This is a genomic window from Paraburkholderia acidicola, assembly GCF_002362315.1.
Lineage (GTDB): Bacteria > Pseudomonadota > Gammaproteobacteria > Burkholderiales > Burkholderiaceae > Paraburkholderia > Paraburkholderia acidicola.
This window is the reverse complement of record NZ_MTZV01000004.1, coordinates 1,504,577-1,524,343: the sequence shown is the minus strand read 5'-3', so window position 1 is coordinate 1,524,343 and position 19,767 is coordinate 1,504,577. Positions and strand designations below refer to the sequence as shown.

The window sequence follows — 19,767 nt, the reverse complement described above, 5'->3', positions numbered from 1 at the left end:
ATACCTGGTCAGACAACACGGCGAGCACGTGGCTTCCAGATGTTCGTACGTGGCACGTATTTCTCATACCCCGTTCCGTCATCGACGCCGACGACCTGATGGCCGAAACATTCAACCATCGCAACAAGACTGCCGGTGCCGCCATATGGATAACCATGCGGGTTGAACTCCAACACATGCCGTGTTGCTCGCGGTAGGATTGCAATGAGGTCGTAGTCTCCATTCCAGAATGCATCAAGCATGGACGCGAAGTCCCATCCAGGCGTCGACATCTCAGGAGAATGTCGCTTCGGAAGCGGAGTGGAAAACCAATATTCGTTCCACTCAGCCATTTCTTCCGCGGTCAGGTTCGGAAAGTAGGCGCGTTCAGCCTCGGTCAGAGAAGCTGATAGTTGCGACTCGTCGGCGGGCTCATCGCTATCTTTTGCAGCCTTCACGAGGTCAAAGAATTCCGTCAGTCGCTGTAAGGCCTTCTCGCCATTCGATTCGAATTCAACGTAGCAGTAAACCGGACCGTCTGGAGCGGCGGCCGCCTCTAAGACCTTGTCTGAGGACGAGGCGGGGTAGGCAGCCGAAGCCGTCACACGCTTTTTGAAAGGCCACATATATGATTCGAATCAGTGTTGTGTGGTTGGCGCGTGAGGGCGCTTGGACTAGCTATTGTCAACGATTTAGGTGGCTGCGTCGAATGTCTCAAACTGGCCGAACTGAGCCTCACGACGACCGGCTGAGCACGACCCATTCCTGCCAGTGGAGGCGACATCACGTTACTGATAGCTTTCGAAGTCCTACGGACGTCCGGGGCCGTGCGACTGCGGGGTAATATTAGCAAGTGGCTTGCAGACGGCCCCAGAAGTGCTGGAGGTCACAAGGTAGCAACGCTAGCTCTACCAAAGGTACCTAGATGACGATCGTATATCACTACTGCGACGCAACAGCCTTCTTGTCAATTATTGAATCTGGAAGACTCCGTCTCACGAATGCGAGAAGGACGAATGATCGACGGGAACTCGAGTTCTTTAAGGAAAAGGCGTTCGAGTACATCGCCCAGTTTGCAGAGAAAAACGAATCATTGGAGACATTTCACACCGCCCTAGATTTTCATTTCGAACTCGTGGAGGATCTCAGTGAATACCATATTTGCTGCCTATCAAAGGAGAAAGATTCTGTCGGTCAATGGGTTGCATACGCGGACAAGGGCGCGGGATTCGCAATCGGTTTCGACGTCAATGCCCTTAGGTCTGCGGTAGGGGCACCGATCTTAGATGCAAATTTCGCCACGGCACCTTTAGAGAGTACGGCGGGTGACTGGCGGTTTGCGCCAGTAATTTATGGTGACGACAAAAGCTTAAGGCCACACCTCGATAAGATACTAGGGTTCGGAAGAGCACAAGAAGGGGCCGAGATCGGCACAACGCAACCGGCGCGCGACTACATCAACCTGATGTGCGCTTATTTCAAACACCCGGCCTTTCGAGACGAGCACGAATGGCGCGTCATTTACGATGCTACGCGACCGGCTCGTCTTGCCAAGCTACTCGGCGAAGAATCCCAACCCGAAATCCGGTGGCGCTATGGGAAGTATGGTCTCACTCCGTATTGCGAGACGCCTAACATCTCGGACTGTATTCGCGAGGTAGTAGTCGGACCAAGTAATCTAGATCGAGAGACCGGCAGTTATATATCTCAGTTCTTGAGATCGCATGCGATCGACGCCGAGGTCGTAAGATCAGAATGCCCTTATCGTTGAGACGATCGGTTTTATCTTGGCGACCTGCGTCGTCGCCGCTCGCGCGACCGCTTACCGATTGCGGAGCCGATGCATGAATGTCCAGCCCACGATGGAGGCCGACGACGCTATCATGGCCAATAGCCGCTGCGATTCTGCCTACTTCACAATAGCGGCAATCCCTTTTCGGCTCCGTCTCTAGCACGGATCACCAGATGCGCCCCGTTGGTCTGCTCGCTTTGTAAATAGTCGAATACAGCGAGTGCGCGCCTAATGACTTCGCCCATGCTGTCCGCGTGGATGTCATCACGAAGTCGTTCAAGCTGTTCCTTGACTTCAACACTCATATCAAGGTTCAAACGGACCTTCGGTTGCTTTCGAGCTGTGCGCATTTCACTTCCAAATCTAGTGGTAACGCCACAAGGCGGATATCATCCGGTCCTCGCGGCGTACCGCACCAGGCTCTACCTTTCGCGCGCACCGCCAAAAATGCCCAGCACTGTGACGGCACAAAACGCCGTAAGTGTGACGAGCACAGGCAAGCCTCTATAAGCATCAAGCGCGGAAGTCGCGACAACCGCAACAATCGCCAGATTCGACCGCTTGAGACGTGTCAAGCAGCGGACTGTCACGGCGCGCCATGTAGACGGCTCATTGACTTCAAGACTTGCGAAGTCGGCCAGACGCTTTTGCAGTTCCTGTTGCGAATCCATCGTATTCTCCGCGGCAACAAAAGCTGCCGCAGAGACACGGAGCGCAGACACACGTGGAAACCCCCGATGAAAATCACCGGGCTCACGGGTAGCGCTCCGGGTCTCCAACTGCGTCCTCGGGAAAATCCGTGTTAACGGTGGTTTTCCCGGTCTTGAAGGAGAATACGGGCAGGTTTAAAACCTATACAACAATCCCGACGATCGCTCGTCGGCCTGGCAGAACCCCAGCCGCACAGGAGAGGACGCAACGACACTCCCTTATACGGCGGGGCACTTAAATTTCTGTTCCTCGATCAACAGTGTATCGACCGAGGCTAGCTCTCTCTGGTACTACTAAATCCCATCGCTCGTGCCGCATTTGGCGGCCCGTGAAGATAATATACACAAAACACCCCCATTACGCAAGCACTCGATCGCGCCTCGTTCACAGTTCGCGTGGCGCCAAATGGTAGCCGAGCCGCTTCAGCAAGCAGGGTTTTCTGCTCCTGACCTCGGCCATTGAATTGCGGTAAGCTGCGATCAGTCAGCGGCTGACGGACGCTAACGTGAAAACACGCCACTGGTTGTCGGTGGCTCCCAAAACGATCAGATCTCCGGGGAAACATATGCCGACCCTCGTCCACGACTGTCCCCACTGTGGGGCCGCGTATGCTTCGTTCAATATCGTCTACTGCCTCCAGAACCCGACCGACGGCAATCGGTATAACGCGTTTGGCACATGCCCAGCGTGTGGAATGGGATTGTGCGCAGATGTCAAATATTCGTCCTCAGGCTTGAGCCATACGGTTGGAGAACTCCGTAAAATCCCAAACCTAAAGATTAATTCGGTATATCCGTCCAAACCGTTACCGGATACGCCCGAAGACTGCCCACCCGCAGTTAGTCACGCATATATGGAAGGCGCCGATTGTCTCGGAAGTGGTCGATATACGGCTGCGGCGGCCATGTATCGCAGATGCCTCGAAGTAGCCCTCAAAGCTTTTTGTCCGGATGTCGAAGCGTGGAAACTGGAGAAACGCATAGATAAGCTCGCCGCCGAAAATCGTATCACCAAAGACCTGCAAACATGGGCGCACCGCGTGCGGTTAGACGGAAACGACGCGCTCCACGAAGAAGAGCAATTCACGAAGGAAGCGGCAACCGAATTGGCTGAATTTACCCGATTGTTGCTCATCTACCTCTACACGCTTCCAGAGAAAATCAAGCGACGCATCAGGCCTCCCGCGGCCGAGTGAACGTGGCGTCTCCGCCTCCCCCACTCCCACAAACTCCGACTCTGCAATCAATAGCTCGCTCGCAATAGACATCAGAATCGCAAATCAGAAACTTCGATTACCGGGGCACAATAATGCAAGACATTCAGGAAGAAAAATATTTTAGAACCTACGCCTGGTCATATTTTTCCCTTCATGCGGCACAACGGCTACAAGCGTTTCAATTTTTTATCACATTGATCACCGCACTTATAGCCGGATTTGCGGCAATTGCAAAATCAGATATTTATCGCTGGTTTTCCGTAATTTGGTTTCTCATTTCTTTTCTTAGCTTTATATTCTGGAAACTCGAATGCCGAACAAAAGAACTCGTGAAAAATGGCGAAGAAGCCTTGAAATATTTAGATCGCCTGCATCCATTAGACGAAATTAATAATCATCCAAATTATTTGCGAATTTTCGAGCGAGACGAGAGTATAACAAAACAGCGAAGTAAATTCCCGCTTTGGAGTGGCCATTTCAGCTATTCTCGATGCTTCAATTCTGTTTTTGTGTTTTTTGGAGTCACAGGATTGATTGGCGGCATCCTTTGTATACTCATCGGAAAATAATAATTAATTTAGTGAACCATCGAAATCCAGAGAATATCATTCGGTTTTTTCAACATGCTGTACGCCTAAAATTCGGCAACATTCGCGAAGACATTTGCACGCTTATTCTTCCATTATGGAATTGGAACAACAACCCGACTAATGCTGTGGGACACCATAAGGTGTCGATATTAATCTTAGTCCACCTCCAGCAATCAAGCCGAATTGGAACGAGACCTAAGCTTGAACCGGCGCAGCACCGGCTCAACCACGTAACGCGCTCCCAACCACACCACAATTCCGACGATCATCACAGACGCAACCAGAACGATGAGCGTCGCAATAACTTCCATGTCGTCAGGATTCGCCAGCCCGTCATTGCCCGTGACCCGCAGCACAAAGCGGATAGAGTCGTCCAGGAACCACGGCATTTCATACGGCTGGCTTGATATCACGCCCGCGAGCACCCAACCGCCCACCAACGTGACGATGACCTTCACGAGAATCGCCAGAGCCTTCTTCACCTGACCTCCACCGTTCCATACGCCTTGGACGGACTTCCCGGAACAGGAATCGTCGCTCCCTGTCCTCTCAAATACGTCGCTAGCTGTTTGAACTGGCCCGGATTCGCGATCGTGATACACCCTTCGCTCAACCCCATCGGCCCGACAGGATGCAGACGAAAAGCGCCGCGCTTTACACCGTCGACCATCGTAGAGTCACCAGTTTTCGGGTTCCACAGCATGAACCACTCCGTATGGTTGGTCGTGCCGTACCCATACTCGCCCCACAGGTCCCGAAACCACCCGAGACGCCCGCCCGACTGCCGATCAATAATGTAATAAGTGCCCTTCGGAATCGGCCCAATGGCTTGCTGCGACGTCGCCGCAGGGTTGTCCCGGCCATTACCACGCCCCGAAAAAGCAACCATCGCACCGACGCCGTCGCAGTGAAGCACGGACGTATTTTTACCGTTCAAGTCGAAAGTGCATCTAGTCGGCATATCTCAAAACCCCAAGGCAATGTCCGAATAAATCTTACTCGATTAAATCACCGGCAACAGCAACTGCACAGCCGAGCGCCCCATGTGCGGGGCAAGGCGCGCACAACGCTCCGTCGCCGTAATAGACGAGTGTTCAAGTAAATCTCTCACAACGTAGAGCGACGCACCACCCATAACCAGCCAGCTCGCAAACGTATGCCGCAAGTCATGCACGCGAAAATCAGCTATCCCCGCACGTCCACAGGCAGCGCGAAATCCTTTCTGAATCGTTGTTAGCCGGGGCCCGGAAGGCACTGCAAACACTCATCGAGCACCCGCCGCACACCGTTCGACCCACTCTAGCTGCGTCTTTAGCACAGCAATCGCTTCGTCATTGAACGGAACAATCCGACGCCGATGAGCCTTTATATGTTTCGCTTCCAGCACAAACACCCGACGCTCGAAGTCGACGCGAGACCATTCCAGCTTGAGCAGTTCGTTCTTGCGACATCCAGTGTGCGACGTCATCCGTGGTTTCCGCTGGCACGATCTGCGCCAAACGTGTGCAAGCTGGCACGTGCAACGTGACACACCGTCGCGGGTATTAAAGAAGCTGGGAGGATGGGAAACGCTGGAGATGGTGCAACGCTATGCGCACCTCTCGGCCGATCACCTGGCGCATTGGGTACAGGCGCACACGCAGACCGTCGACCTGCAAGCGGTCACAGGCTAACTGTATTTTCACTGTACCTGGGAGAAACGACGAAGAAGAGAAACTGCTGAAACCCTTATCAGGCTTGGTGCGCCCGGCTGGGATCGAACCAGCAACCCCTGCCTTCGGAGGGCAGTACTCTATCCATTGAGCTACGGGCGCATTAACGCGAAAGCGCCGCAACCTGCGAGGAAGACGAGGAGGCAGCGCCAGCGAGACCGAGAGAATACCCGGTTTCCCGTTACCCGTCCACCGCACAGCCTTGACAGACGGGCCCCGGCCGGACCAAAAGCAGCCAAACCAAACCAAAGGGACCCATCACTCCGGGTAAACGACTGCTGAACAAGTCAGCAAGCCCGCTCGCTCTCACTTAAACCTTCCGTCTATAATCGGCGTGGCGATAAATTAACAACAGGTCATAGCTGTCACGCTGTACCGCTCACAATACCGATGGGAGACGAGACAAGCATGAGCGAAGCACCACACGAAGCCCCGATCAAAACCCCCGCGCAGCTCATTGCCGCCATCATTGCCGGTTTTGCTGTCCCCGTAATTATCATCATCCTGCTCGCGTACTACGTTAACAACTCGACGCGCACCGGCGCAGGCACCGACAGCCTCACCGATGCCGCCGTAGGCGAGCGGATCGCGCCAATCGCCCAGGTCGCCATTCGCGACGCTAATGCGCCGCGTGTCTACAAAACCGGTCAGCAGGTCTACCAGGCCGTCTGTTCGGCATGCCATGCGGCTGGTGTAGCCGGCGCGCCGAAGTTCTCCAACACCGGCGACTGGGCCCCGCGCATCGCACAAGGCTTCGCTACGCTCTGGCATACCGCGCTAACCGGTACCGGCGCAATGCCCGCGCGCGGCGGCACGAGCCCCGACGACTACAGCGATTACGAAATCGGTCTCGCCGTCGCCTACATGGCCGACAACTCGGGCGGCAAGTTCGGCGATCCGCCAGTGCCGGCGGCGGCTGGTGCGGCGGCGGCATCTGGTGCTGCAGCTGCATCGGGCGCCGCACCTGCTTCTGACGCCGCGGCAGCATCCGGCGCAGCAGCCGCTTCTGGCGCAGCACCTGCATCGGGCGCATCTGCCGGCGGCTAACAGGTAGCGGGTGACAGCAACGAGGCGGCAGCGACCGCCGCCATTGCCGCAGTCAGTCGGTTACATGGTCAGCGCCGCGAAGCAACATCATCCCTGCACGTGCAATCGCACGCCGCAGGGATTTTTCATTTCGGCTTCGAAACCGATGCAACCGGCATCGTTACCGGCCGACTAAAAGCTTCGACAAACGCCAACGCCGGCACCTCCCGTGCAATCGAAAGAAAGTGTTCGCTCAACGCCTCGGGCCGCAACCACGGGTAACTCAACCCATCCTGCAACGTCGCGAGCGCTACGCCATCCGGGTCCGCCACAACATCCATCCGCGCAATGTGGATGTGAAGGTGCGTCGCCCGCACACCGGCCGCATCGCGTGCAAACATCCAGTGATAGACACCGTGCCCGACCCGCAACGACGCGGTCGCGGGTTCGCGCATCACAACGAGCCACGGCAGCGCATCAACTCGCGCGTCGGTTGCGTCCTCGGTCCCGCTCACATGAAGCGTGTCGCATACGTAGTACGTCCGGCATTGCGCATATTGCGCACCAAAATCACTGACGAGCGTCTTCGCAATCGCAGCAGCACCCACGGTGCGGGCCGGAAAAGCGATGTTTTCGGTAGCAAGGGAGAACGTGAGCACGGCATCCGCCGCGAAGATCTCATCGATACGCTCGGACCGCGTGTTGTCCTTCGCGTCGATATAGGTTTCGAGCGCAACGCGGTACGGGGTGGGCGACAGAGGCAGGGGCATGAGGCTCTCGGCTGAACAGGCCGTGCCACTCTAACGCGCATAATCACCGCCGCGGTCGATGAGCCTCGTGCGGTAAGGGTCTTCCCATCTCACCCCACACACAAGGCCCAACACACTCAAGGCTTCTGCAACAACGCCTTCAAACTCGCCAACCGGTCTTTAGGCGACATCGGCGCCTCATCGGCAGTAGGCGGCGGCGCGTCATCAAGCTCCATCTCCGGAATAAACCGCGAAGGCTCGCACACCACCGTCTCTCGCGCGCGCTTACGCTTCTTGCACCAGTTCAGATGCAAACTGCGTTGCGCCCGCGTAATCGCGACGTACATCAATCGCCGTTCTTCTTCGATACGCGCATCGTCGATTGGCGCATCGTCGGACCCGCCGCGATGCGGCATGATCCCTTCCTCGACGCCGACCAGAAACACATGCGGATACTCGAGCCCCTTCGACGCATGCACCGTAGATAGCCGCACCGCATCGGGATCTTCTTCCTTCCCTTCGAGCATCGACATCAGCGCAACCGTCTGGATCAACCCCAGCAGGTTCTTGCCGGTATCCGCGAGACCATCGGCGTTGTCATAGCCGGTCGCTTCACTGTCACCATCCGCGGAAATCTCCGGCTCGGGCTTGGTGCCCTTACGCTTTAACCACTCGATAAACTCGAGCACGTTCTGCCACTTCGACTGCGCCTGGCGCTCATCGAACGTGTCGTACAGGTACGCCTCGTAGTGAATCGCCTCCATCATGTCGTCGAGCAGCGTCGTCGCGGCATCCTTGTCCGCGCGGTCGGTGAGGCGCTGCATGAAATCGCAGAACGCGCGCAGCGGTTCGACCTGGCGCGCCGACAACCGAGCCTCGATGCCGCCCATATACACCGCCTCGAACAGCGACACCTTCGCCTGCCCCGCAAACGAGCCAAGCGCTTCGAGCGTCGTATTGCCGACACCACGCCGCGGCGTAGTAATCGCGCGAATGAAAGCGGGATCGTCGTTAGCATTCGCGATCAACCGCAAATACGCACAGATATCCTTGATCTCGGCCTTATCGAAAAACGACTGGCCACCCGACAGCACATACGGAATCCGCTCGCGCCGCAGCACCTGTTCGAAGATGCGCGCCTGAAAATTACCGCGATACAGGATCGCGTAATCGCGAAACTGCGCACGCCGTTCGAACTTATGCGCGGACAGCCTGAACACCACTGATTCCGCTTCATGTTCTTCATCGTTGCAAGGCGTCACCGAAATCGTGTCGCCCATGCCGTGCTCGGACCACAACTTCTTCTCGAACAGCTTCGGATTGTTCGCAATGACGTTATTAGCCGCAGTCAGAATCCGCACCGTCGACCGATAGTTCTGTTCAAGCTTCACCAGATGCAACTTCGGAAAATCCTTGCCAAGCTGCGCAAGATTTTCGAGCGTGGCGCCGCGCCATCCGTAGATCGCCTGGTCGTCGTCGCCCACTGCGGTAAACGCAGCGCGCGGGCCGGCCAGTTGCTTGAGCAGTTCGTACTGGCACGCATTGGTGTCCTGGTACTCGTCGATCAACAGGTAGCGCAGTTTGTTCTGCCAGCGGTCGCGCACCTGCTCGTTTCGCGCGAACAGTTCGGCGGGCAAACGGATCAGATCGTCGAAATCGACGGCCTGGTACGCGTGCAGCGTCGCCACGTAGTTGCGATAAACAATCGCCGCCTGTTGTTCGTCTTCATTCGCGGCGATCGCCATCGCCTCGTCGGGCATGATGAGGCCGTTCTTCCACAGCGAGATGATCGACTGGATCTTGCGGATCAGGCCTTTGTCCGTCGTACCGATCTGTTCCTGCACCATGCCGAAGCAGTCGTCGGAATCCATGATCGAGAACCCCGGCTTCAGACCCACATGCTCGGCTTCCTGACGCAGGATCTGCACACCAAGCGAGTGGAACGTGCACACGGTGAGCTGATTGACGGGGACCTTGCGGCCTTCCTTGCCCGGCGTCGTGAGCGTCTTGCCTTCGAGCAGTTTGCCGACGCGCTCGCGCATTTCCGCCGCGGCCTTGTTCGTGAACGTGACGGCGGCGATGTGGCGCGGCTCGAAGCCTTTGGCTTCGATCAGGTGCGCGATCTTCTGTGTGATGACGCGCGTCTTGCCGCTGCCAGCGCCGGCCAGCACAAGACACGGACCATCGAGATAGCGCACCGCTTCGTTTTGAGCGGGGTTTAGACCTGCGGACATCGTCAGTGGATGGGGTGTAACGGTTGAGGGCGCAAGGACCCTTGAGACATGCGGCGCAACGGCTTACCTACGCGAATCCCCGTTGCGCGAGACCGGCGATGTTAACACGGATGAACGACATCTCATGCATCGCGCAACGGCCTGAAGCGGCACCGCGCCGCTAGTCACATAGCCGTAACGTCAAACCCGCGCTCGATCTACGCGCCACCCATGCCAGAATGTCGCCGTTGCGCGCCCTTTTAGCTTTTATCGCAGGAAATGCTCCCATGACTTCACCGCTAAAAACCGGCCTGATGGGTTACGGTTTCGCCGGCCAGACGTTTCACGCGCCGGTCATCGCCCATTGCGGACGCGCAAGCGTCGCCGCCATCGCCACCGGTCAGCCCGAACGCGCGCAGGCCGACTTTCCGGATGCGAAGATCGTCCGCGATCTCGATGCGCTCGTCGCACTCGACGACATCGAATGCATCGTCATCGCGACACCGAACGACACGCACTACGATCTCGCGAAACGCGCGCTCGAAGGCGGCAAGCACGTGGTCGTCGACAAGCCCGTCACGCTGACCGCCGACGAAGCCCGCACCCTCGCCGACCTCGCTCGCACGAAGGGCCTGTTGTTCGCGCCGTTTCACAACCGTCGCTGGGACGGCGACTTCCTCACCGTGCGTGCGCTGCTTGCAAGTGGGCAGCTCGGTCGCGTGACGCATTTCGAATCGCATTTCGACCGCTTCCGTCCGTTCGTGCGGCAGCGCTGGCGCGAAGACGCGACGCGCGGCGGCGGCCTGCTGTTCGACCTCGGCCCGCATCTGATCGACCAGGCGCTGGCGTTGTTTGGCGCGCCGTCGACGGTGTACGCAACCGTCGCGCTGCATCGCGACGCGGGTAGCGCTCCTGATTACGTGCATCTGCAGCTTGGCTACCCGAACCTTGAAGTCGTGCTGCATGCGAGCGCGCTGACGGCGCTCGCGCCGCCGCGCTTCGCGATTCACGGTACGCGCGGCAGCTATGTGAAGCACGGCCTCGACACGCAGGAAGACCAGCTGAAGGCGGGCTTGCGTCCCGGCCAGCCGGGCTTCGGCGGCGGCAATACGCCGGGCCGGCTGCGCGTGCTGGAAGGCGACGACGAAGTAGAAAGCGATCTGCCGACACTCGACGGGGCTTACGCGGACTTCTATCGCGCCGTCGCGGCGTCGATTCACGAAGGGACACCGTTCCCGGTCAGCCCGCAGGACGCCGTCGACGTGATGACGATCATCGAACTCGCCGCCCGCAGCGCAGAGGAGGGCCGCCGGCTGCCGTTCGCACAGCGCGCCTGAACAACCTGAGCACCCGCAAACCTGACAAACCGAAAGCAACCCACCACCGCACAAACGGTTACAAATAAACGGCCCGGCACGTCATCGCGCGTTACCGGCCGGTCGTTCTTGTGCGGTAACGTTTCGGACCGGCGACAATCCCGGACACAACAACAAGGCAACAAGGAGAAAGGTATGCAACGCTTCATTCGCGCACTGGCAGGCGTCGCGCTGGTTTCGTCGCTGGCGGCCTGTGTGGTCGCGCCGCCGGAAACCGTGCACACGGGTCCGACTCCGCGAGAAGTTGCGATCCAGCGTTTCGATCAGGTCAACGGCCGCATCGACAACCTGGGCCGCCGCATCGATAACCGCGTGAACCAGGGCTACTATCCGCCGCCGCAAGGTGCAGCGCTGCATCACCGGCTCGACGTGATCCGCCAGGAATCGCGCGACATGGCCGCGCAGCACGGCGTCGGTCTGTCCAGCGACGAACAGCGCGTGCTGAATCAGGAACTCGACGGCGCCGCGCACGCTATCGACCAGTAAGCGCCTGCTTTCCAAAGACGGCCCGCGCAGCATGACGCTGCGCGGGCCGTCTGCGTTTTTGGCCCCGATCAGCGACCCGGATCCGCCCATATTTTCGGCGCGTGCGACGCTTGCAGCACCGCGCCGGGCATCGCCGCACGCGTGCCCGCGCGGCTCCCAATCGTCCATTTGACAAGCCTCCGGGGCTCGCGTACATTCGGCCGCACGCGTCGGGAGAGCGCGCTGGCCACCGCAGTTTCAAGCAGGCCGCGCCGCCGAAGGGGCACACCCACAAACTCTCAGGCAAAAGGACCGACCGCGTCGAAATCCGTCATTCGCCGTGCATCATCTGGCACCGGTTTTCGCACTCTGGAGAGCGGCAGTAGCCATCATTCTGGCAAGCTGCCCACCGAAGGGGCGCGCGTTTCGCCACGACACCGTTGCACAGTCGTAGCAGCGCAATCTCTCAGGTATCGAGGACAGAGGGGTCATGCACCGTATCGTTCGCAGGCATCAGGCCGCGAGGATTGCGCTGCATGGCCTTTTTTGTTTGCGAAACGCCCGAGGCCCCGATGACCGAACCCAAACGCACCCCGCTCCACGCCACGCATTGCGCGCTTAACGCCCGCATGGTCGACTTTGGCGGCTGGGACATGCCTGTCAACTACGGTTCGCAGATCGACGAACACCGCGCAGTCCGCACCGATGCGGGCATGTTCGACGTCTCGCACATGTGCGTCGTCGATGTGACCGGCGCGAAAGCGCGCGCCTTCTTCGAGCACGCGCTCGCCAACAACGTCGGCAAGCTGCAAACCCCGGGCCGCGCGCTCTACTCGTGCATGCTGAACCCGAACGGCGGCGTGATCGACGATCTGATCGTCTATTACTTCGCCGACGATACCTTCCGCGTAGTCGTCAATGCCGGTACCGCCGAAAAAGACCTCGCGTGGTTCAACCAGCTCAATACGACGGGCGGCTTCGGCCTCACCATCACGCCGCGCCGCGATCTCGCGATCGTCGCCGTGCAAGGCCCGAACGCACGCAACAAGGTCTGGCAAGTCGCGCCGTCCACCCGCACCGCTACCGAACTCCTGAAACCCTTCAACGCCGCGACAATCGACAGCACGCCGTTCGGCGAGTTGATGATCGCGCGCACCGGCTACACCGGCGAAGACGGCTTCGAGATCGTGCTGCCGGCCAGCTTCGTCTGTGAGTTCTGGGATGCGCTGCAACGTCAGGGCGTAAGCCCGTGCGGCCTCGGCGCACGCGACACGCTGCGCCTCGAAGCAGGCATGAATCTCTACGGTCAGGACATGGATGACAACGTGTCGCCGCTCGACGCCGGTCTCGCATGGACGGTCGATCTCACGCAGCCGCGCGACTTCGTCGGCCGGGCGCCGCTCGAGGCAAACGGCGCGCGCAGCACGTTCGTCGGGCTGATCCTGCAGAAGGAAAACGGCAAGGCGGGCGGCGTGCTGCGCGCGCATCAAAAGGTCGTTACACCGCACGGCGACGGCGAGATCACGAGCGGTACGTTTTCGCCGACGATGCAGGAATCGATCGCGTTCGCGCGCGTCCCGACCGCCGTTGCCATCGGCGACACGGTGCAGGTGCAGATCCGTGACAAGAATTTTCCCGCGCGCGTGGTAAAACTGCCGTTCGTGCGCAACGGCAAAGTGCTGGCTGTCTGACCGCCCGCCCCGCGGCGCCCGACCCTTACCTAACGCATACACACCAGGAGCATCCGATGAGCAACGTCCCGGCCGATCTGAAATACACCGAAGAACACGAGTGGATCCGCACTGAAGCGGACGGCACGCTGACAGTCGGCATCACCGACCACGCGCAAAGCACGCTCGGCGACATCGTCTTCCTCGAATTGCCGGAAGTCGGCAAGAGCGTGAAGGCGGGCGATGCGATCGGCGTCGTTGAATCGGTGAAGGCTGCATCCGACATCTATTCGCCGGTAGCGGGCGAGATCGTCGCGGTCAACTCGGCGATCGCCGATACCCCGGACGACGTCAACAGCGATGCATACGGCGCATGGCTCTTCAAGATCAAGCTCGCGGCTGGTGCATCGACCGACGCGCTGATCGACGCCGCCGCCTACAGCAAGCTGATCGATTAACTTTTTACTCACGAACCGCGCGGCGCGCGCCGGCCCAGTCGCCTGAGCCGCGCCCCGCGCCCGCAGGACTGCCATGAAGCTCGAACATCCGGATCGTCTGATGAACCGCACCCCTCTCTCGCTCGCCGCGCTCGAAGTGCACGACGCATTCGCCGAACGGCACATCGGCCCGGATGGCGCCGATCAACAGGCCATGCTCGACGCGCTCGGTTTCGCGTCGCGCGCCGCCCTGATCGACGCGGTCATTCCGCAAGCAATCCGCCGCACTGAGACGCTGCCGCTCGGTCCGTTCGCGCAGCCGAAGAGCGAAGCGGAAGCACTCGCGGCGCTACGTGAACTCGCGGACCAGAACCAGGTGTTCCGCTCGTACATCGGCCAGGGCTATTACAACGCGCACACGCCGGCGGTGATCCTGCGCAATGTGCTCGAAAACCCGGCGTGGTACACCGCGTACACGCCGTATCAACCCGAAATCTCGCAAGGCCGGCTCGAAGCGCTGCTGAATTTCCAGCAGATGATCCTCGACCTGACCGGTCTCGCCATCTCCAACGCATCGCTGCTCGATGAAGCCACGGCCGCCGCCGAAGCGATGACGCTGCTGCAACGCGCGGGCAAGCCGAAGTCGAACGTGTTCTACGTGGCTGACGACGTGCTGCCGCAAACCATCGAAGTCGTGAAGACGCGCGCGAAGCCGGTCGGCATCGAGGTGAAAGTCGGCCCCGCCGCCGAAGCCGCACACGCAAATGCTTTCGGCGTGCTGTTGCAATACCCGGGCGTGAACGGCGATGTGCACGATTATCGCGCGCTCGCCGAAGCGATCCACGCAGCGGGCGGCCACGTGGTCGCCGCCGCCGATCTGCTCGCGCTGACCGTCCTCACGCCGCCCGGCGAATGGGGCGCGGACGTCGCGGTCGGTAACTCGCAACGCTTTGGCGTGCCGGTCGGCTTCGGCGGCCCGCACGCGGCGTACCTCGCAGTGCGCGACGAATTCAAGCGGCAGATGCCGGGGCGCCTGGTCGGTGTGACCGTCGACGCGCAAGGCAAGCCCGCGCTGCGTCTCGCGCTGCAAACGCGCGAACAACATATCCGCCGCGAAAAAGCGACGTCGAATGTCTGCACGGCGCAGGCGCTGCTCGCGATCATGGCGAGCATGTACGCGGTCTACCACGGCCCGCACGGCCTGAAGACGATCGCACTGCGCGTGAACCGCATCGCGGCGCTGCTCGCAGCGGGTGCGAAACAGCTCGGCTACACGGCCGTCAATACGACTTTCTTCGACACGCTCACGTTCGACACCGGCGCGCGCACCCAGGCGCTGCTCGATGCGGCCGTGGCGAAGCGCATCAACCTGCGCCGCGTGAGCGACACGCGCGTCGGACTGTCGATCGATGAAACCACCACGCGCGGCGATCTCGCCGATCTGCTGGCGGTGTTCGCGCAAGCTGCCGGTTCCGCAGATGTACTGCAGATCGATACGCTCGACGCCGAACTGGCGAAGGCTGACGCTCTGTCGATTCCGTCAGAACTCGTCCGCACGAGCACCTACCTGACGCACCACGTCTTCAACCGTCACCATTCCGAAACCGAAATGCTGCGTTATCTGCGCAGCCTCGCGGACAAGGACCTCGCGCTCGACCGCTCGATGATCCCGCTCGGTTCGTGCACGATGAAGCTCAACGCGACCTCGGAGATGCTCCCGGTCACGTGGCCCGAATTCGGCCAGATCCACCCGTTCGCACCGGCCGCGCAAACCGTCGGTTATCGCGAGATGATCGATCAGCTCGAACAGATGCTGGTCGCCGCAACCGGCTACGCGGCCGTGTCGCTGCAACCGAATGCCGGCTCGCAAGGCGAGTACGCGGGCCTGCTGATCATTCACGCGTATCACGAGTCGCGCGGCGAAGGTCATCGCAACGTGTGCCTGATCCCCGCTTCCGCACACGGCACGAACCCGGCCTCCGCACAGATGGCCGGTATGCAGGTCGTCGTGGTGGCCTGCGATGCGCAAGGTAACGTCGACATCGACGACCTGAAGGCCAAGGCCGGGCAGCACAAGGACAAGCTCGCGGCGATCATGATCACGTATCCGTCTACACACGGCGTGTTCGAACAGAACGTCCGCGAAATCTGCGAAATCGTGCATGCACACGGCGGCCAGGTGTATGTGGACGGCGCGAACATGAACGCGATGGTCGGCCTCACGGCGCCGGGCCAGTTCGGCGGCGACGTGTCGCACCTGAACCTGCACAAGACTTTCTGTATTCCGCACGGCGGTGGCGGCCCGGGAGTCGGTCCGGTCGCAGTCGGCGCGCATCTGGCGAAGTTCCTGCCGAACCAGGTGTCGTCGGGTTATGAGCGCGCGCCGCAAGGCATTGGCGCAGTATCGTCGGCGCCGTACGGCTCCGCCTCGATCCTGCCAATCTCGTGGATGTACATCGCGATGATGGGCGCGAAGAACCTCACCGCGGCGACCGAAACCGCGATCCTCAACGCCAACTACGTCGCGAAGAAGCTCGCGCCGCATTACCCGGTGCTGTACTCGGGCCCGGGCGGACTCGTCGCGCACGAATGCATTCTCGATCTGCGTCCGATCAAGGACACGAGCGGCATCACCGTCGACGACGTCGCCAAGCGCCTGATCGACTACGGCTTCCACGCCCCGACGATGAGCTTCCCGGTGCCGGGCACGCTGATGGTCGAGCCGACCGAATCGGAATCGAAGGAAGAACTCGATCGTTTCGTCGAAGCGATGATCGCGATTCGCGATGAGATTCGTGCCGTCGAGGAAGGTCGCGCGGACCGCGAAGACAATCCGCTGAAGCACGCGCCGCACACCGCGGCAGTCGTGGTCGACGACGGCTGGAAGCATGCATATGCGCGCGAAGCTGCCGCGTATCCGCTCGCTTCGCTGGTCGCGCGCAAGTACTGGCCGCCGGTCGGTCGCGCCGACAACGCGTACGGCGACCGCAATCTGTTCTGCTCGTGCGTACCGATCGCCGACTATTCGTGACATAGGCACGCCACAGTCCGGGTGCAACCTCGTTGCACCGTTTTAACGCAGGACCGGCTAACATCACACACCGAATCAGCCTAACGAAGGAGTTTCGCATGGCGAGAATGGTGCGAACGATGCAATGCCGGTCCGTGTCGATGGGTGGTGTGTCAACGGCGGCGGCGACGGATGTGCCCCGCAGGCGGGAAACGAAGACGCCGCTGGCTGCGATGCTGCTCGGCGGAATGATGTTGCTCGGTGTGCAGCATGCGCGCGCCGCGATGAATTTCTGCGCCGCGCCCGCGCTGCAAACCAGTGAACGTACGAACGCAGATCCCGGCGTCAAGGCGCTGGTCGCGAACGTGCAGGCACATCTGAACGATCCGGCGCACGCCGTGGCGCGCCTGCATACCGAAGGCACGCTGCCGCACGAAGGCATTTACGACCAGAGCGTCGAGGCCCAGAAGGACCTCGATCTGTTGCGCGACGCGGCGCTTGCCTGGCGCGCAACCAGTGATGACCGCTATCTGAAGTTTGTCGACCGGGTGTTGTATGCGTGGGTCACGACCTATCAGCCGAGCTTCAATCCCATCGATGAAACGCATTTCGAGGGATTGATCCTCGCCTACGACATGACGGCGAGCGCGTTGCCGGTGAAAACGCGCAATGCGTCGATGGCGTTCCTGACGAAGTTCGCCAACGGTTACATCGCGCAGATCGATGCGCAGCCGCGGCCGCTCACCGGCACGTATCGCAACAACTGGCAGAGCCACCGGGTCAAGCTGATCTCGATGGCGGCTTTCACGCTCGATAACCGCAAGATGATCGATGCGGCGCAGCGGCTGTTCGTCGAGCATGTCGGCGACAACATTGCGCCCGATGGCTCGACGGTCGATTTCGCGGAACGCGATGCGCTGCATTACGTGACCTACGATCTGCAACCGCTCGTCACGGCAGCACTCGCCGCGCGTCGCCACAACCGCAACTGGTTGCCGCAGCGCGCAGCGACCGACGCGTCACTCGCCGATGCGTTGAACTGGCTCACGCCTTACGCGCTCGGGACGAAGACACATGATGAATTCGTGCGTTCGAGCGTGCCGTTCGATGCAAAACGTCGCGAGGCCGGCTTGCCCGGCTACGCGGGTCCGTGGGACCCGAAGAGCGCGACAGAACTGTTTCACCTTGCCGCGCGGCTCGATGGGCGCTACACGCCGATCGCACTGCGGCTGGCACCGACGCCGCCTGCCTGGCTCGCCGTGTGTCTGCCGCTGCCGGCGCGCTAACCCCACTTTTATTTGCAGGAGCAGTAATGGCCGTCAGCGTGTTCGACCTCTTCAAGATCGGCATTGGTCCGTCCAGTTCGCATACGGTCGGGCCGATGCGCGCCGCGCTGATGTTCGTGCAGGGGCTCGAACGCGATGGGCTGCTCGCGAACACGGCTTCCGTGAAGGTCGACCTGTACGGTTCGCTCGGCGCGACCGGTAAAGGTCACGGCACCGATCGCGGCGTGATGCTCGGCCTGCTCGGCGATGCGCCCGATACCGTCAACCCCGACACGATCGTCGAGCGGCTCGAAGCGATTCGCAAGTCGCGCACGCTGGCGTTGCTCGGCAAGCACGACGTGCCGTTCGTGCTGAAAGATCACATCTCGTTCTATCGCCAGGCGCTCGCCGAACATCCGAACGGCCTGACGCTGCGCGCGTTCGATGCACAAGGCGCCGCGCTGCGCGAGTCGACGTATCTGTCGGTAGGTGGCGGTTTTGTCGTGACGGCCGGCGCGCCGAACACGAAGGTGCTGTCGGCCGCCGACCAGCTACCATATCCGTTTCGCAGCGGCAACGATCTGCTCGCGATGTGCGCCGAGAGCGGCAAGTCGATTGCGCAGTTGATGTGGGACAACGAGCGTGCGTGGCATACCGAAGAAGAAACGCGCGCCGGCCTGCTGAAAATCTGGGACGTGATGCAGTCGTGCGTCGCGCGCGGCTGCGGCATCGGCAACCCCGATGCCGCCGGCACGCTGCCAGGGCCGTTCCAGGTCAAGCGCCGTGCGCCGCAGTTGTATCGCTCGCTGTCGGGCAACCCCGAGCGCGCGTTACAGGACCCGCTGTCGATGATCGACTGGATCAACCTGTACGCGATCGCCGTGAACGAAGAGAACGCGGCTGGCGGCCGTGTCGTCACCGCGCCGACCAATGGCGCGGCCGGCATCATTCCGGCCGTGCTGCATTACTACATGCGCTTCATGCCCGGCTCGAACGAGCAAGGCGTGATCGACTTCCTGATGACGGCCGCCGCCATCGGCATCCTGTACAAGCTGAATGCCTCGATCTCCGGTGCCGAAGTGGGCTGCCAGGGCGAAGTGGGCGTCGCGTGCTCGATGGCGGCCGCGGCGCTCGCGGCGGTGATGGGCGGCACGCCCTCGCAGGTCGAGAACGCCGCTGAGATCGGCATGGAACACAATCTCGGCCTCACCTGCGATCCGGTCGGCGGGATGGTGCAGATTCCGTGTATCGAACGCAATGCGATGGCTTCCGTGAAAGCGGTCAACGCCGCACGTATGGCGCTGCGCGGCGACGGCAGCCACTACGTATCGCTCGATTCGGTCATCAAGACGATGCGCGAAACCGGCGCCGACATGAAGACCAAATACAAGGAAACGTCGCGCGGCGGGCTGGCGGTGAATATCGTCGAATGCTGATGCGGCTTGGGCTTGCTAACGGTTTTTTTAAGCGCGGCCGCTCGCCTGTAGCGCTTTCGTAAGCGTGCGCCCCGCGCCCCCGGTGACATCTCGTCGCCTGCCGGCGTAAGCTGTCGAAGC

Annotated in this window: 17 protein-coding genes, 1 tRNA gene, 3 pseudogenes and 2 riboswitches; of the genes and pseudogenes, 12 read left to right on the top strand and 9 right to left on the bottom strand. The window is 60.5% G+C overall.

The window, feature by feature from the left end:
• Nucleotides 1–8: 8 nt before the first annotated feature.
• A complete protein-coding gene (locus tag BWP39_RS17115) occupies nt 9–605 on the bottom strand; it encodes a hypothetical protein (protein WP_096722054.1) in 597 nt (198 codons plus the stop codon).
• 299 nt (nt 606–904) lie between these two features.
• Here BWP39_RS17115 and BWP39_RS17110 point away from each other — a divergent pair, with 299 nt between their 5' ends.
• A complete protein-coding gene (locus BWP39_RS17110) occupies nt 905–1,750 on the top strand; it encodes a DUF2971 domain-containing protein (protein ID WP_096722052.1) in 846 nt (281 codons plus the stop codon).
• A gap of 143 nt (nt 1,751–1,893) precedes the next feature.
• Here BWP39_RS17110 and BWP39_RS17105 read toward each other — a convergent pair whose 3' ends face one another.
• Nucleotides 1,894–2,088: a hypothetical protein gene (locus BWP39_RS17105; RefSeq protein ID WP_207556870.1), complete on the bottom strand. Its 195-nt coding sequence runs from the start codon at nt 2,086–2,088 to the stop codon at nt 1,894–1,896.
• Between the two features lie 105 nt (nt 2,089–2,193).
• Nucleotides 2,194–2,442 carry a hypothetical protein gene (locus BWP39_RS17100; RefSeq protein WP_096722048.1) on the bottom strand — a complete coding sequence of 83 codons (249 nt, stop codon included), beginning with the start codon at nt 2,440–2,442 and terminating at the stop codon, nt 2,194–2,196.
• Nucleotides 2,443–3,335: 893 nt separating this feature from the next.
• On the opposite strand from BWP39_RS17100, the gene BWP39_RS17095 reads away from it, so the two are divergent.
• Entirely contained in the window at nt 3,336–3,677 is a 342-nt protein-coding gene (locus tag BWP39_RS17095; protein WP_096722046.1) for a DUF4145 domain-containing protein, read from the top strand.
• 113 nt (nt 3,678–3,790) lie between these two features.
• The gene (locus BWP39_RS31535; RefSeq protein WP_133116891.1) at nt 3,791–4,267 is read left to right on the top strand and encodes a RipA family octameric membrane protein; all 477 of its coding nucleotides are present in this window, start codon (nt 3,791–3,793) and stop codon (nt 4,265–4,267) included.
• A 194-nt stretch (nt 4,268–4,461) separates the two neighbouring features.
• Here the strand turns inward: BWP39_RS31535 and BWP39_RS31530 are convergent, their stop codons facing one another.
• From BWP39_RS31530 to BWP39_RS32360, 3 genes and pseudogenes are all read right to left on the bottom strand, one after another.
• Nucleotides 4,462–4,770, bottom strand: coding sequence for a hypothetical protein (locus BWP39_RS31530; protein ID WP_133116890.1), 309 nt, complete (start codon nt 4,768–4,770; stop codon nt 4,462–4,464).
• On the bottom strand, nt 4,767–5,249 hold the full coding sequence (locus BWP39_RS17085) for a DUF2778 domain-containing protein (protein ID WP_096722044.1): 483 nt from the start codon (nt 5,247–5,249) through the stop codon (nt 4,767–4,769). The genes BWP39_RS31530 and BWP39_RS17085 overlap by 4 nt, the downstream gene beginning before the upstream one ends.
• A 42-nt stretch (nt 5,250–5,291) precedes the next feature.
• A pseudogene (locus BWP39_RS32360) lies at nt 5,292–5,756 on the bottom strand (site-specific integrase).
• Here BWP39_RS32360 and BWP39_RS17075 point away from each other — a divergent pair.
• Nucleotides 5,755–5,961: pseudogene (locus tag BWP39_RS17075) on the top strand (tyrosine-type recombinase/integrase); the annotation flags it as partial. The pseudogenes BWP39_RS32360 and BWP39_RS17075 sit on opposite strands and share 2 nt — an antisense overlap.
• Before the next feature lie 65 nt (nt 5,962–6,026).
• Here the strand turns inward: BWP39_RS17075 and BWP39_RS17070 are convergent.
• A tRNA-Arg gene (locus tag BWP39_RS17070) sits at nt 6,027–6,102 on the bottom strand.
• 306 nt (nt 6,103–6,408) lie between these two features.
• On the opposite strand from BWP39_RS17070, the pseudogene BWP39_RS17065 reads away from it, so the two are divergent.
• Nucleotides 6,409–7,035: pseudogene (locus tag BWP39_RS17065) on the top strand (c-type cytochrome); the annotation flags it as partial.
• A 137-nt stretch (nt 7,036–7,172) separates the two neighbouring features.
• Here the strand turns inward: BWP39_RS17065 and BWP39_RS17060 are convergent.
• Nucleotides 7,173–7,796, bottom strand: a complete 624-nt coding sequence (locus tag BWP39_RS17060) for a nuclear transport factor 2 family protein (RefSeq protein WP_096722042.1) — start codon at nt 7,794–7,796, stop codon at nt 7,173–7,175.
• A 116-nt stretch (nt 7,797–7,912) separates the two neighbouring features.
• Nucleotides 7,913–10,009, bottom strand: a complete 2,097-nt coding sequence (locus BWP39_RS17055) for a UvrD-helicase domain-containing protein (RefSeq protein WP_096722041.1) — start codon at nt 10,007–10,009, stop codon at nt 7,913–7,915.
• A 266-nt stretch (nt 10,010–10,275) separates the two neighbouring features.
• Here BWP39_RS17055 and BWP39_RS17050 point away from each other — a divergent pair, with 266 nt between their 5' ends.
• The 7 genes from BWP39_RS17050 to BWP39_RS17020 all read left to right on the top strand — a co-directional run bounded on the left by BWP39_RS17050 (nt 10,276) and on the right by BWP39_RS17020 (nt 19,647).
• Nucleotides 10,276–11,325, top strand: coding sequence for an oxidoreductase (locus tag BWP39_RS17050; protein ID WP_096722040.1), 1,050 nt, complete (start codon nt 10,276–10,278; stop codon nt 11,323–11,325).
• A gap of 174 nt (nt 11,326–11,499) precedes the next feature.
• Nucleotides 11,500–11,850 carry a hypothetical protein gene (locus BWP39_RS17045; RefSeq protein ID WP_091017099.1) on the top strand — a complete coding sequence of 117 codons (351 nt, stop codon included), beginning with the start codon at nt 11,500–11,502 and terminating at the stop codon, nt 11,848–11,850.
• A gap of 200 nt (nt 11,851–12,050) precedes the next feature.
• Nucleotides 12,051–12,154, top strand: a riboswitch (glycine riboswitch).
• A 34-nt stretch (nt 12,155–12,188) separates the two neighbouring features.
• Nucleotides 12,189–12,322: riboswitch (glycine riboswitch) on the top strand.
• Nucleotides 12,323–12,401: 79 nt separating this feature from the next.
• Entirely contained in the window at nt 12,402–13,520 is a 1,119-nt protein-coding gene (gcvT, locus tag BWP39_RS17040) for a glycine cleavage system aminomethyltransferase GcvT (RefSeq protein WP_096722696.1), read from the top strand.
• Between the two features lie 56 nt (nt 13,521–13,576).
• On the top strand, nt 13,577–13,957 hold the full coding sequence (gene gcvH, locus BWP39_RS17035) for a glycine cleavage system protein GcvH (RefSeq protein WP_096722038.1): 381 nt from the start codon (nt 13,577–13,579) through the stop codon (nt 13,955–13,957).
• 73 nt (nt 13,958–14,030) lie between these two features.
• A complete protein-coding gene (gcvP, locus tag BWP39_RS17030; protein ID WP_096722036.1) occupies nt 14,031–16,967 on the top strand; it encodes an aminomethyl-transferring glycine dehydrogenase in 2,937 nt (978 codons plus the stop codon).
• 98 nt (nt 16,968–17,065) lie between these two features.
• A complete protein-coding gene (locus tag BWP39_RS17025) occupies nt 17,066–18,232 on the top strand; it encodes an alginate lyase family protein (protein ID WP_096722034.1) in 1,167 nt (388 codons plus the stop codon).
• Nucleotides 18,233–18,258: 26 nt separating this feature from the next.
• Complete coding sequence (locus BWP39_RS17020) at nt 18,259–19,647, top strand: L-serine ammonia-lyase (protein ID WP_096722032.1); 1,389 nt, start codon at nt 18,259–18,261, stop codon at nt 19,645–19,647.
• Nucleotides 19,648–19,767 lie beyond the last annotated feature (120 nt).